Genomic DNA, 12,789 nt, shown 5'->3' with positions numbered 1-12,789 from the left:
CCCCAAACACCTCATCCATGATCTCCCGCACATGGTGCAGGTTCTCATCCGAAATCTGCACAAACACGCTCCCCGACTCGTGCAGCAGTTCCCGGGCTAGCAACAGCCGGTCGCGCAGATAAGTCAAGTAGGAGTGGATGCCCAGCTCCCAGGTATCCCGGAACGCCTTGATCATCTCGGGTTCCTGGGTCAGGTCCTCGTCCTTGCGGTCCTTGACATCGCGCTTGTTGACGAAGGGCTGGAAGTTGGAGCCGTACTTGATGCCGTAGGGCGGGTCGATGTAGATCATCTGCACCTTGCCGGCCATGCTCTCCTTCTGCAGCAGGCTGTTCATGACCAGCAGGGAGTCACCGGCAATCAGGCGGTTGGCCCAGCCCTTCTCGTGGCGGTAGAAGTCGATGGCGTCGCGCAGCGGCAGGTTCTCGAACGGCGCATCGAACAGGCCGGGCTGGAGGGCCTTGTCCATGCCCTTGCTCCTGCCTTCACCCTTCATCGTCTTGCGCACGGCCGACAAGATGCTGGCCGGGTCGATGCGCTCGTGCACATGGAGGCTGACGGTGTCCACCTCGAAGCTGGTGCGCTCGGCCTTGCCGGCCCAGTTGAGGTAGGGGCTTTGCAGCCGCTTCAGCTCCTCCAGCGCGGCCTTCATCTGCTGCGCGTCGCCGCTGGCCAGCGCATCGTCGATCAGCGCCTCGATACGGGCGCGCTGCGGGTCGAATTGCAGGGCGGGGTCGAGGTGCGGATCGTAGGCCCAGCGGGTCTTGCCGCTGTTCGGGTCGGTGGTGGGGGTAACCATTCCCACCTCGGGGTTGTTCACGCGCCGGTCGCTGTGGCGGTAGGAAAGGATTTGCGTGACCGGGTCCCGGGCTGCTCCCGGGGACGCGCCGCCCGCGGCAAAACGGTCTACCGACGGGACGTGCTGTCGAGCCGCCGCTGCAGCGGGTTGCGCCATCGGTGGGGCGTCAAGCGGGAACCCATCGGTGTCGCAAGTCGTGCGTGCACCCTCTACGCCCTCTGCCCCATCGGATCTGTGTGGTTGCGGGTGCGCGCGCCGCACCGAACCTCCGCGCCCCTGACCCTTGACCAGCACGCCGCGCGCGATCAGCGCCGCGTGCGCCTGCCAGTAGTCAGGCTCGCTAAGCGTCAGGCCCTGCGCCGACAGGCGCTGCTCGATTTGCCGCCGCAGTGCCGTGTTGCCCACCGCTGTCCCATCGGTCGGCACTAAGGACAACAGCCAATGCTCGATGATGGTTTGTATGTCGTTGGCGTGGGAGCGGGTGGTGTCGGTCACGCGGGGCCCTCCGTTGGTTTTCCCGGTTTTTAGGCGGGGATCGTAGCAGGGATGGTGCCGCCAACCAACGCTGTCTCGGGAACCCTGCCGTTAGCACTCGTTCTAAGAGAGTGCTAACATGATGACAGCAAACCGTTTCATGGTGAGGAGGTTGGACCCGATGGCTGCCACGTCTGTTGCCCTGACCCCGGTAAACGGCGGTGCGGTTGCGGCCCTGCCGGCTTGGTCGAGCTCGTCGCTGACGCTGCCGCCGCTGGGCAACCTCGATGCCTACATCAGCGCGGTCAACCGCATCCCGATGCTCAGCGCCGAAGAAGAGCGCGAATGCGCGCGGCGCTGGCAGCGCGAGCACGATCTGGAGGCGGCCGGACGGCTGGTGCTGTCGCACTTACGGCTGGTGGTGGCGATTTCGCGCCAGTATTTGGGCTATGGCCTGCCCCAAGCTGACCTGATCCAGGAAGGCAATGTGGGCCTGATGAAGGCGGTCAAGCGCTTCGACCCCGAGCAGGGCGTGCGCCTGGTCAGCTACGCGGTGCACTGGATCAAGGCCGAGATTCACGAGTTCATCCTGCGCAACTGGCGCATGGTCAAGATTGCCACCACCAAGGCGCAGCGCAAGCTGTTTTTCAATCTGCGCGCCCTCAAGCGCGGGCTGAAGGCCGGCGCCAGCGATGAGGAGGCGCTGCGCGAGCGGCTCAGCGAGGCCGAGATCGACGCCGTGGCGCGCGAGTTGAAGGTGCGGCGCGAAGATGTCGTCGAGATGGAGACGCGCATGGCCGGTGGCGACGTGGTGTTGGATCCGCTACCCACCGACGACGCCGACGAGGCCCACGGCCCCATCGCCTACCTGGCCGACCCACGTACCGAACCCACCGCGGTGCTGGAGGCGCGCGAGCGCGAGCGCCTGAGCTCCGAGGGCATCGAGTACGCACTGGCGCAGCTGGATGAGCGCTCGCGCCGCATCGTCACCGCGCGCTGGCTGCAGGTCAACGACGATGGCAGCGGCGGGGCCACGCTGCACGAGCTGGCAGCCGAATTCGGCGTCAGCGCCGAGCGCATCCGCCAGATCGAAGCGGCGGCGCTGAAGAAGCTGCGCAAGGCATTGGAGGCGTTTGCGCGCGCAGAGGGCCGCGACGGCTCCACCTCGGCAGCGCTGCCTGCAGCGACCTGAGCGCAGGCAGCCGGGATGCCGCCGACCCGGCGTTTGGCTGCGAGCAGGGGTGAGGGGTGGCTGCAGCAGCGTGTCGTGCGCCGCTCGTTCCCCGCGGTTTTGTCATTCTCCGCAGTACCGGTTGACCGCCACGGCAGACCGCAGCGGCTGCCGGGTGCTCAGTCTTCGCGCCGCAGGGCCGGAAACAAAATCACGTCGCGGATGCTGGGGCTGTCGGTCAGTAGCATGATGAGGCGATCGACGCCGACGCCGCACCCCCCAGCCGGCGGCATGCCGTACTCCAGTGCGCGGATGTAGTCGGCGTCGAAGTACATGGCCTCATCGTCGCCGGCGGCCTTGTTGGCCACTTGGGCGTGAAAGCGCGCGGCTTGATCCTCGGGGTCGTTCAGTTCCGAAAAGCCATTGGCCACCTCGCGGCCGGTGATGTAGAGTTCGAAGCGCTCGGTGATGCTGGGGTCGGTGTCGCTGGCGCGCGCCAGCGGCGAGATTTCGGTGGGGTGGTTGCAGATAAAGGTGGGCTGCCAGAGCTTGTCTTCCACCACTTCTTCGAAGTACAGCACCTGCAGGCCGGCCAAACTGCGGCTGTCCAGGCGCTCCTTGACGGGGTCCGCCCCCAGCCGCCGCAGTCGCTCGCGCAGCCACTCAGCGTCGTCCACGTGGGCGCCGGCGTCGGTGTGCTTCAAAATCGCTTCACGGATGGTCAGGCGCTCGAAGGGCGCCTCCAGATCGACGTCACGCCCTTGGTAGATGAGCCGACCATCACCACACACGGTACGCGCCACGTGCCGCAGCAGCTGCTCCGTAAACGCCATCAGGTCCACGTGGTTCCAGTACGCCGCGTAAAACTCCATCATCGTGAACTCGGGGTTGTGGCGGACGCTGATCCCCTCGTTGCGGAAATTGCGGTTGATTTCGAACACGCGCTCGAAACCGCCCACCAGCAGGCGCTTCAGGTACAGCTCCGGCGCGATGCGCAGGTACATGTCCTGCTCCAGCGCGTTGTGGTGGGTGACGAACGGCCGCGCGTTGGCCCCACCGGGAATGGGGTGCAGCATCGGCGTCTCCACCTCCAAAAAGCCATGTTGCACCATGAAGTCGCGCATGGCGGTGACAGCGGTGCTGCGCGCCACGAAGCGCTTGCGCGCCTGCACGTCGGTGATCAAATCCACATAGCGCTGGCGGTATTTGAGCTCCTGGTCGTGGATGCCGTGGAATTTGTCGGGCAGCGGGCGCAGACTCTTGACCACCAGGCGCAGGCGCTCGACCTTGACCGACAGCTCGCCGGTACGGGTCTTGAACACCGTGCCCTCGGCGTACAGGATGTCGCCCAGATCCCAGTGCTTGAAGGCCTCGTAGGTGGCATCCCCCAGCGCGTCCTTGGTCAGGTACAGCTGGATGCGCCCACCGGTGGGGCCAAACGAGGCGTCCTGCAGCGTGGCAAAACTGGCCTTGCCCATGACGCGCTTGAGCATCATGCGCCCGGCCACGCTAACGCGCGCCTGCAGCGGCTCCAGCAGCTCGTTGCTCAGGTGGCCGTATTCGGCGTGCAACGCCTCGGCGCTGTGCTGCGGCCGCACATCGTTCGGGAAAGCCGGGGCACCGCTGGCGCGCAGCGCAGCCAGTTTTTCGCGGCGCTCGGCCATCAGCTGGTTGTGGTCGAAGGGCGCCGCAGCAGGCACGGCAGCGGGAGAAGACTCAGTCATGGCATCACGCAAAAGACAACAGCGGGCCGCACGGCCAGCGCCGCCGCAAAGCCCGCTATTGTAGGCGGACGCCCTGCCGCGGCCGTCACGCCACTGCCGCTTCGCCCAGATACGCCGCGCGCACCTTCGGGTCGTCGAGCATGGCGCGCGCTTCGCCCGTCATCAGCATCTCGCCCGAGTCCATCACGTAGCCACGGTTGGCCACCTGCAGGGCACGGCGCGCGTTCTGCTCCACCAGCAGCACCGTCATGCCCTGCGCGTGCACGTCGCGCACCACCTCGAAGATCTTGTCCACCATGATGGGCGACAGCCCCATCGACGGCTCATCGAGCAACAGCAGCTTGGGCCGGCTCATGAGCGCGCGCGCCATGGCCAGCATCTGCTGCTCGCCGCCCGACATGGTGCCCGCCAGCTGGTCGCGGCGCTCCTTCAGGCGCGGAAACAGCTCGAACATGCGTTCGATGTCGCGCTGAATTTCAGCTTTGTCGGTGCGCACGTAGGCGCCCATGAGCAGGTTTTCGGTGATGGTCATGCGCGTGAAGACGCCACGGCCTTCCGGCACCATCGCCAAGCCGAGCTTGACCAGATCCCACGAGCCCATGCCGCGAATGTTGCGCCCGTCGTAGACGACGTCGCCCGCCTCGGCCACTAGCATGCCGGTAATGGCCTTCATTGTCGTGGTCTTGCCCGCGCCGTTGGCGCCGATGAGCGTCACCAGCTCGCCCTCGCGCACTTCCAGATCGACGCCCTTGACCGCCTTGATGCCACCGTAGGAGACCTTCAGGCCGCTGACTTTCAACAGGGTGTTTGCCATGCTCAGTGTCCTCCGGTGCCCAGGTAGGCTTCGATAACTTTGGGGTCGCGCTGCACTTCCGCCGGCGTGCCTTCGGCCAGCTGCTTGCCGTAGTCCAGCACCGTCACCCGGTCGCACAGCCCCATGACGAGCTTGACGTCGTGCTCGATGAGTAAGATGGTGCGCCCGTCGCGGCGGATGCGGTCGATGAGCTCGCGCAGTTGCACCTTTTCGGTCGCGTTCATGCCGGCGGCGGGTTCATCGAGCGCGATCAGCTTCGGGTCGGTGGCCAGCGCCCGCGCAATCTCCAACCGGCGCTGGTCGCCATACGACAGGGTGCGTGCCTTGTAGTCGGCGTACTTGGCAATGCCCACGTACTCCAGCAGCGCCATGGCGCGCTCGGCAATGGCGCGCTCCTCCTCGCGGAAGGCGCGGGTGCGCAAAATGGCACCCACCAGCCCCACGCGGGTGCGCACATGGCGCCCCACCATCACGTTTTCCAGCACCGTCATGTCGGCAAACAACCGGATGTTCTGGAAGGTGCGCGCGATGCCGGCCTTGGCCACCTCGTGCACCGCCGTCGGCGTGTAGGGCTTGCCCTCTAACTCGAAGGTGCCGCTGTCGGGGGTGTACAGGCCGGTGAGCACATTGAAAAACGTGGTCTTGCCAGCGCCGTTGGGGCCAATGAGCCCATAGACCTGGCCGCGCCGGATCTCGATGCCGACATCTGAGAGCGCCTGCAAACCGCCGAAACGCTTGGAGACGCCGCTGACTTTCAGAATGGTATCGGTCATGGCAGGGGCTCCTTACTTGCTCAGCGACTTGCCGTGTTCCGGCGCCGGCCACAGGCCGCGCGGCCGCAGCAGCATCACGGCGATCATGGCCAGCGCGATCAGCAGCTGGCGCAAGATCTCGGGCGCGAGCCGCCCATCGGTGAGGTGGTGCAAGGGGCCAGCCAGGTGACGCAGCAGCTCGGGAAGACCAGCCAGCAGCAGCGCGCCCAAAATGACCCCCGGGATGTGCCCCAGACCGCCCAGTACCACCATGGCGACGATCATCACCGACTCCATGAGGATGAACGACTCCGGGTAGACACCACGCATCAGCGACGCGAACAGCACCCCGGCGATGCCGCCGAACGTGGCGCTGGACCCAAACGCCGCCAGCTTGAGGTTGCGCGTGTTGATGCCCATGGCCTTGGCGGCGATTTCGTCTTCGCGAATCGCCATCCAGGCGCGGCCGATGCGCGAGTTGCCCATGCGGTAGGCCACGATCACCGTCAGCGTCACAAACAGCAGGATCAGGTAGTAGTACAGCGTCACCGACTCGAAGGTGTAGCTCCAGTCGCCCAGCCGCACCGTCAGGCGCTGCGCCATGTCGTGCCCGAACACGTTGACCGCGTCGACTCCGGAAATGCCCTTGGGGCCGTTGGTGATGTTGACCGGGCGGTCCAGATTGAGCATAAAGATGCGCACGATCTCACCAAACCCCAGCGTCACGATGGCCAGGTAGTCGCCGCGCAGCTTCAGCACCGGATAGCCCAGGATGAGCCCGGTGATGCCCGCCAGCAGCGCCGCCAGGAAGATGACGATCCAGAAGCTCAAGTGGATGCCGTTGGGAAACATCGCGGCAATCGCCGGGAAGTTGTCGGCCAGGTGGCTAGAGGCCAGCAGGCTGTAGAGGTACGCACCGACGGCGAAGAAGGCGATGAAGCCCAGGTCCAGCAGACCGGCAAAGCCCACCACGATGTTGAGGCCGACGGCCAGCATCACATACAGCAGCGCCACATCGACGATGCGCAGCCACGAGTTGCTGCCGGTGGCCTGCAGCAGCAGCGGCAACACCAGCAGGGCCAGCGCCGACGCCGCAAACACGATCAGTTTCGATTGTTGGGAAGAGGGTTTCATGACGACTCTCCTGCGGCGTGTGCATCAAGCCCGGTCGGCGACGCGCTCGCCCAGCAGGCCCGAGGGCCGCAGCGTCAACACGATAGCCAGCACGATGAAGGCGAAGATGTCGGAATACTGGCTGCCCAGGAAGCCGCCCGTCAGCGGCCCCAGATATCCGGCCCCAAGCGACTCGATCAGGCCCAGCGCGATGCCGCCCACCACCGCCCCGGCCAGGTTACCGATGCCGCCAAACACCGCGGCCACAAACGCCTTCAGACCCGGCATGAAGCCCATCGAGTGCTGCACGGTGCCGTAGTTGGACGCCCACATAATGCCGGCGATGGCCGCCAACATCGCCCCGATGACGAAGGTGGCGGAGATCACCACGTCGGGCTTGACGCCCATGAGGCCAGCAACGCGCGGGTTTTCGGCGGTGGCGCGCATCGCACGCCCCAGGTTGGTGCGGTTGACCAGGAACATCAGGCCGGCCAGCACCACCGCGGTGGTGGCCAGGATGGCGACCTGTGTCGGCGAGATCACCGCGCCGCCCAACTGGAACGGCTCGCTGGGCAGCAAGGTCGGATACGGCTTGGGCGCCGGCTTCCAGATGATCAGCGCCAGTGTCTGCAGCAAGATGCTCATGCCGATGGCGGTGATCAGCGGTGCCAGCCGTGGCGAGTTACGCAGGGGACGGTAGGCCAATTTCTCGATGGTGAAGTTGAGCACCGCGCACACCAGCATCGACACCAGCGTCACCAGGATCAACAGCGCCCAGCCCGGCATGCCGGGTGAGGCTTCCCGAATCTGCGTGATCAACATCCAGCTGGTCATCGCGCCGACCATCAACACATCGCCGTGAGCGAAGTTGATCAGCCCGATGATGCCGTACACCATGGTGTAGCCCAAGGCCACCAGGGCGTACATGCTACCCAGCACCAGACCATTGATGATCTGCTGTAGCAAGACATCCATGAACGTTCTCCGTTGTGAGGATCACCAGCCCGGTGGCTGCTGGCCGCTGGGCTAGCAAAAAACCCGCCGGCGCCGGCCTGGTCGGGCCTCGGGGCGGGTTCGGAAGTGCGCGGATTGTAGCCAAGCCCCCCGCGCGCTTCGGTTCGTGTTTGCCCTAGGGTAGCGGCACCAACCTCAGGGAAAACCCTGCAATTTCCGGGCCGCAGACCTGCCGCGGACAGTGTTATCAATGGAACTGCGGTTTCATTAGGATGTCTTATCGTCCTTTTCGGTGCGACGCTGCCGCGTCGCCTCGGCACTGCGGCGGCGCAGCTCGGCCAGCTTGTCGGCGATACGGATCTCCAGTCCGCGCGCCACCGGTTCATAAAAACGCGGCGGCGTGACGTCGTCCGGAAAATAACACTCGCCAGCAGCGAAGGCATCGGGCTCATCGTGCGCGTAGCGGTAGTCCTGCCCGTAGCCCAACACGCTCATCAGGCGGGTGGGCGCATTGCGCAGGTGCAGCGGCACCGCGCGGGTGCCGTCGCGCGCCACGAAGGCGCGCGCGGCCTTGTAGGCAGTGTAGACCGCGTTGCTCTTGGGGGCTACCGCCAAGTAAACCACCGCCTCGGCCAGCGCCAGCTCGCCCTCGGGGCTGCCCAGCCGCTCGTACACGTCGGCCGCGTCCAGCGCCAGCCGCAGCGCGCGCGGGTCGGCCAGCCCGATGTCTTCACTGGCCATGCGGATGAGGCGGCGCGCGATGTAGCGCGGGTCTGCGCCGCCGTCGAGCATGCGCACCAGCCAGTACAGCGCCGCATCCGGGTCGGAGCCGCGCACCGACTTGTGCAGGGCGCTGATGGTGTCGTAGAACTGCTCGCCGCCTTTGTCGAAGCGGCGCAGCCGCTCGCCCAGCGTTTGCAGCAGCCACGCTTCATCGATCGTCTGCCGCGCCTGCGCGCGCGCCGCCACGGCCAGCATCTCCAGCGTGTTGAGCAAGCGGCGCGCATCGCCATCGGCGTAGACCACCAGCCGCTGGCGCGCCGCGGGGTCCGGTGTCGGCATCTCACCCGTGGCCAGCGCACGGTCGATCAGCGCTTGTAGGTCGGCTTCCTCCAGCGGCCGCAGCACATAGACGGTCGCGCGCGACAGCAGGGCCGCGTTGACCTCGAAGCTCGGGTTTTCGGTGGTGGCGCCAACGAACGTAAACAGGCCGCTTTCCACGTGCGGCAGAAAGGCATCTTGCTGCGCTTTGTTGAAGCGGTGCACCTCGTCCACGAAGACGAGAGTGGGCTGCGCATGCAGCCCGGCGCGCGCCGCCTCGGCGCGCTCGACCGCCTCGCGAATGTCCTTCACGCCCGCCAACACTGCGCTGATGGCAATAAACTGAGCATCGAACGCCTGTGCCATCAGGCGTGCCAGCGTCGTCTTGCCCACCCCCGGCGGCCCCCACAGAATGCACGAATGGGGACGGCCCGACTCGAACGCCAGCCGCAACGGCATGCCGGGCCCGAGCAGGTGCCGCTGCCCGATGACCTCCTGCAGCGTGCGCGGCCGCAGCCGTTCGGCCAGCGGCACGTGCAGTTGCCCGGGGCCCGCCGGCGCGCGCGTCATGAACGCAGCACCTCTGCCCCGGGCGGCGGAGCGAAGCGAAAGTCGGCGGCGTCAAGCGGCGGGGTGCGTTGCAATGGCCCGAAGCGCAGCACAGACGTCTGGCCAAAGCCGTCCAGCATCTCCAGCGCCAGCAGCTCACCGGAGCGAAAACCAACGCGCACACGCTGCACCTGGGTGTCGGGCGTGCGCGGGGTCAGCTCCACCCACACCAGGCTTTCGCGCGGCTGGCCCTCGCGCAACTCGAACGCCTGCCGTACCGCGCGCAAGTCGGGTGCCGCCGCCAGCACCGAAGCCGGGGTCTGCGCCAGTGCAGCCGCCTGCGCGCGCGCAGTCACCTGGTTGAGCTCGGGGTCATACAGCCACAGCGTCTGTCCGTCGGCCACGATGAGCTGTTCGAACGGATGGGTGTAGTGAAAGCGAAAACGATCCGGTCGCAGGAAGGCGAATTCGCCCCGGCTGGTGCGCGTGCGCCCAGCATGGTCCCCAGCTCGCGGTGGCACCGTCACCGTCTGCGTGAAGGTGGCTCGCCCTTGCTGCACGTGGGCCAAAAAAGCCTGCAGCTCGCGCAGGCCATCGCCTTGGGCGCCTGCCACGGCAGGCCAGCCGCCCCAGGCAGCGGCTGCCAACGCAAAGAGTACGGTGCGACGGTCCATGTCCATGCCATGAATTGTGAAACAGAGCTCAGGGGGGCGGTTCCGAAGCGTCTGGGTACACTGGTGCGGCGCCCGGCGCACATGCCGCCACCGGGGCCGCCCTCGGTACCCGCCACAGGACGCCATCCACACTCATTCCGGACGGCTGCCCACCAAAATGTCACGCTGCCCACTGGCGGTGAGCGCGCTCACCAGGCCGGCCTTTTCCATATCCTCCAGCAGGCGCGCAGCGCGGTTGTAGCCAATCTTGAGCTTGCGCTGCACGTAGCTGATGCTGGCCTTGCGGTCCTGCAGCACGATGGCCACCGCCTGATCGTACAGCGGATCCTTTTCGCCACCTTCGCCGCCGCCACCGTCCAGCGCCCCCTCGAACCCCTCGCCAGCGGATGATTCGAGCACGTCGTCCAGGTAGTCCGGCTCGCCGTAACGCTCCTTCAGAAAGGCGACCACGCGGTGCACCTCGTCATCGCTGACAAAGGCGCCGTGCACGCGCGTGGGGAAGCCCGTCCCGGCGGGCAGGTACAGCATGTCGCCCATACCCAGCAGGGCTTCCGCACCCATCTGGTCGAGAATGGTGCGGCTGTCGATGCGACTGCTGACCTGAAAGCTGATGCGGGTGGGAATGTTGGCCTTGATCAGCCCGGTGATGACATCCACACTGGGGCGCTGGGTGGCCAGAATCAGGTGGATGCCGGCAGCGCGCGCCTTCTGCGCCAGGCGGGCGATCAACTCTTCGATCTTTTTGCCCACCACCATCATCAAGTCGGCCAGCTCGTCGATCACCACCACGATGTAGGGCAAGCGCTGCAGCGGCTCGGGCGACTCGGGCGTCAGACTAAACGGGTTGGGAATCGATTCGCCGCGCGCTGCCGCCTCGTCGATCTTGGCGTTGTAGCCGGCCAGATTGCGCACCCCCACCTTACTCATCAGGCGGTAGCGCTTTTCCATCTCGGCCACGCACCAGCTCAGACCGTTGGCGGCTTGCTTCATGTCGGTGACCACCGGCGCGATCAGGTGCGGAATGCCTTCGTAGACGCTGAGCTCCAGCATCTTGGGGTCGATCAGCAACAAGCGCACGTCCTTAGGCTCGGCCTTGTACAGCAGGCTCAGGATCATGGCGTTGATGCCGACGGACTTGCCCGAGCCGGTGGTGCCCGCCACCAGCAAGTGCGGCATCTTGGCCAGATCGGCCACCACCGGGTGCCCAGCGATGTCCTTGCCCAGCCCCAGCGTCAGCAGACTCTTGGCGTCGTGGTACACCTGCGAACCCAAAATTTCGCTAAGCTGAATGGTCTGTCGCCGCGCGTTGGGCAGCTCCAGCGCCATCAAGCTCTTGCCCGGAATGGTTTCGATGACGCGAATCGACACCAGCGACAGCGAGCGCGCCAGATCCTTGGCCAGGTTGACGATTTGCGAGCCTTTCACCCCTGTGGCCGGCTCGATTTCGTAGCGCGTAATGACCGGCCCCGGCTGCGCGGCCACCACCTGCACTTCGACGCCAAAGTCGGCCAGCTTTTTCTCGATCAGGCGGCTGGTCATCTCCAGCGTCTCCGGCGCCACGGTGGCTTGCTGGCGTGCCGGTGGGTCGAGCAGATCCAGCCGCGGCAAGGGCGACTCGCCGTCAGCAAACAGGGCCTGCTGACGCTCACGGCTGACGCGCTCACTGGATGCCACCTGGGTCACGGCGGGGGCGATCTGCAGCTTGCCTGCGGCGCGCGCGGGCACGTGCGACGCCGCCACGTCCTGCGCTGGTGCGGCTGCCGCAGCGGTGTGGGGCACAGCGCCATCAGCGACCTGATCGGCCGTCTCGGACGGCGCCACGCCAGCGGCACCGGCGGCGTCGGGCGCGGCCGTGCGCGCCGCAGCGGCGTGGCGCAGGGCCGCCTCCTGCCGGCTGCGCTCGCGCGCGGCCCGTTGGCCGATGCGCACGTCCTCCTCCACCTCGCGCTGTTGACGCCAGCGCTCGATCCCCTGCTCGATGGCCGCGCCGATGCGCTCGGCGACCTGCGCCCACGAAAACCGCAGCACGACGGCCAGCGCAACCGCCAGCACACCCAACAACACCAACACCGACCCGGTGCCGCCCAGCCAGCGCACCGCCCACGGGCCGATCCAGGCGCCCAGCACGCCGCCGGCGGTGCGTCCGGGCAACCACTCGTCCCAGCGTGTCAGACGGCTCCATTCGAGGGCGCTGCTGGCCAGCAACAGCGCGCACAGCGCCAGCGCGTAGCCGGCACCGCGAGCCGTCGGCGATCGCCACCAAGGCATGGCGACCGGTGCGGCCCCCGCCGGGGACGGCACCGGACGCAGCCAGCGCGCCAGCCCGCCCAGCCAGGCGCGGCCACCGGCCAGCAGCAGCCACCACACCGACGCCCCAAACAACGTGTAGCCGATGTCGGCCACCCAAGCACCCAGCCGCCCTGCCCAGTTGCGGTACCCTAGCCCCGTGCCCGAGGTGGACCAAGCGGGGTCGGCCGGGTCGTGACTCCAAAACGCCAGCAGCGCGAACCCCAGCAGCACCGCGCCCAGCAGCAGCAGCGCTTCGTGGACGAACCGGCGCAGGCCCCGTGCGGGCTGGCTCAGATCGCCATTGCTGGCGTTGACGGATCGACTCATCGGCATGGCATCTCGTGCGACGTGCAAAACACAAGCTTAACCCGAGCGCCGCCGCTGCCACAGCGCCCGCCGGGTGTGCGCACACCCCTGGTCGAGCGGGGCAAACGCCCA

At 66.7% G+C, this 12,789-nt stretch carries 10 protein-coding genes; 1 reads left to right on the top strand and 9 read right to left on the bottom strand.

Annotated elements, in window-relative coordinates; all coding sequences use genetic code 11:
* Positions 1-1,291, bottom strand: a 1,291-nt coding sequence (locus tag V7Z54_RS03270) for a DNA methyltransferase (RefSeq protein ID WP_334134324.1), incomplete at its 3' end; no start/stop codon positions are given.
* Between the two features lie 160 nt (positions 1,292-1,451).
* On the opposite strand from V7Z54_RS03270, the gene rpoH reads away from it, so the two are divergent.
* Positions 1,452-2,462, top strand: a complete 1,011-nt coding sequence (gene rpoH / locus V7Z54_RS03265; protein WP_334134323.1) for an RNA polymerase sigma factor RpoH — start codon at positions 1,452-1,454, stop codon at positions 2,460-2,462.
* Between the two features lie 158 nt (positions 2,463-2,620).
* Here rpoH and lysS read toward each other — a convergent pair whose 3' ends face one another.
* The 8 genes from lysS to V7Z54_RS03225 all read right to left on the bottom strand — a co-directional run bounded on the left by lysS (position 2,621) and on the right by V7Z54_RS03225 (position 12,678).
* Positions 2,621-4,165, bottom strand: coding sequence for a lysine--tRNA ligase (gene lysS / locus V7Z54_RS03260; RefSeq protein WP_334134322.1), 1,545 nt, complete (start codon positions 4,163-4,165; stop codon positions 2,621-2,623).
* An 85-nt stretch (positions 4,166-4,250) separates the two neighbouring features.
* The gene (locus V7Z54_RS03255; protein WP_334134320.1) at positions 4,251-4,979 is read right to left on the bottom strand and encodes an ABC transporter ATP-binding protein; all 729 of its coding nucleotides are present in this window, start codon (positions 4,977-4,979) and stop codon (positions 4,251-4,253) included.
* Positions 4,980-4,981: 2 nt separating this feature from the next.
* Positions 4,982-5,752, bottom strand: a complete 771-nt coding sequence (locus V7Z54_RS03250) for an ABC transporter ATP-binding protein (protein WP_334134318.1) — start codon at positions 5,750-5,752, stop codon at positions 4,982-4,984.
* Positions 5,753-5,764: 12 nt separating this feature from the next.
* Positions 5,765-6,865, bottom strand: coding sequence for an ABC transporter permease subunit (locus tag V7Z54_RS03245; RefSeq protein ID WP_334134317.1), 1,101 nt, complete (start codon positions 6,863-6,865; stop codon positions 5,765-5,767).
* A 24-nt stretch (positions 6,866-6,889) separates the two neighbouring features.
* On the bottom strand, positions 6,890-7,819 hold the full coding sequence (locus V7Z54_RS03240; protein WP_334134315.1) for a branched-chain amino acid ABC transporter permease: 930 nt from the start codon (positions 7,817-7,819) through the stop codon (positions 6,890-6,892).
* 246 nt (positions 7,820-8,065) lie between these two features.
* On the bottom strand, positions 8,066-9,409 hold the full coding sequence (locus V7Z54_RS03235) for a replication-associated recombination protein A (RefSeq protein WP_334134314.1): 1,344 nt from the start codon (positions 9,407-9,409) through the stop codon (positions 8,066-8,068).
* Positions 9,406-10,062 (bottom strand): outer membrane lipoprotein chaperone LolA, encoded by a 657-nt coding sequence (gene lolA, locus V7Z54_RS03230; protein ID WP_334134327.1) that lies wholly within the window; start codon positions 10,060-10,062, stop codon positions 9,406-9,408. The genes V7Z54_RS03235 and lolA overlap by 4 nt, the downstream gene beginning before the upstream one ends.
* Positions 10,063-10,194: 132 nt before the next feature.
* The gene (locus tag V7Z54_RS03225) at positions 10,195-12,678 is read right to left on the bottom strand and encodes a DNA translocase FtsK (protein ID WP_334134312.1); all 2,484 of its coding nucleotides are present in this window, start codon (positions 12,676-12,678) and stop codon (positions 10,195-10,197) included.
* Positions 12,679-12,789: the final 111 nt, after the last annotated feature.

Source organism: Tepidimonas sp. (genome assembly GCF_036824975.1).
Classification (GTDB): Bacteria; Pseudomonadota; Gammaproteobacteria; order Burkholderiales; family Burkholderiaceae_C; genus Tepidimonas.
The sequence above is the reverse complement of the archived record's forward strand: the minus strand, read 5'-3'. Positions and strand labels throughout refer to the sequence as shown.

What these genes read in the sequence shown, in the direction of transcription:
- rpoH (WP_334134323.1), top strand. Translation starts at nt 1,452, where the DNA reads ATGGCTGCCACGTCTGTTGCCCTGACCCCGGTAAACGGCGGTGCGGTT.
- lysS (WP_334134322.1), bottom strand. Translation starts at nt 4,165, where the DNA reads ATGACTGAGTCTTCTCCCGCTGCCGTGCCTGCTGCGGCGCCCTTCGAC.
- V7Z54_RS03255 (WP_334134320.1), bottom strand. Translation starts at nt 4,979, where the DNA reads ATGGCAAACACCCTGTTGAAAGTCAGCGGCCTGAAGGTCTCCTACGGT.
- V7Z54_RS03250 (WP_334134318.1), bottom strand. Translation starts at nt 5,752, where the DNA reads ATGACCGATACCATTCTGAAAGTCAGCGGCGTCTCCAAGCGTTTCGGC.
- V7Z54_RS03245 (WP_334134317.1), bottom strand. Translation starts at nt 6,865, where the DNA reads ATGAAACCCTCTTCCCAACAATCGAAACTGATCGTGTTTGCGGCGTCG.
- V7Z54_RS03240 (WP_334134315.1), bottom strand. Translation starts at nt 7,819, where the DNA reads ATGGATGTCTTGCTACAGCAGATCATCAATGGTCTGGTGCTGGGTAGC.
- V7Z54_RS03235 (WP_334134314.1), bottom strand. Translation starts at nt 9,409, where the DNA reads ATGACGCGCGCGCCGGCGGGCCCCGGGCAACTGCACGTGCCGCTGGCC.
- lolA (WP_334134327.1), bottom strand. Translation starts at nt 10,062, where the DNA reads ATGGACCGTCGCACCGTACTCTTTGCGTTGGCAGCCGCTGCCTGGGGC.
- V7Z54_RS03225 (WP_334134312.1), bottom strand. Translation starts at nt 12,678, where the DNA reads ATGAGTCGATCCGTCAACGCCAGCAATGGCGATCTGAGCCAGCCCGCA.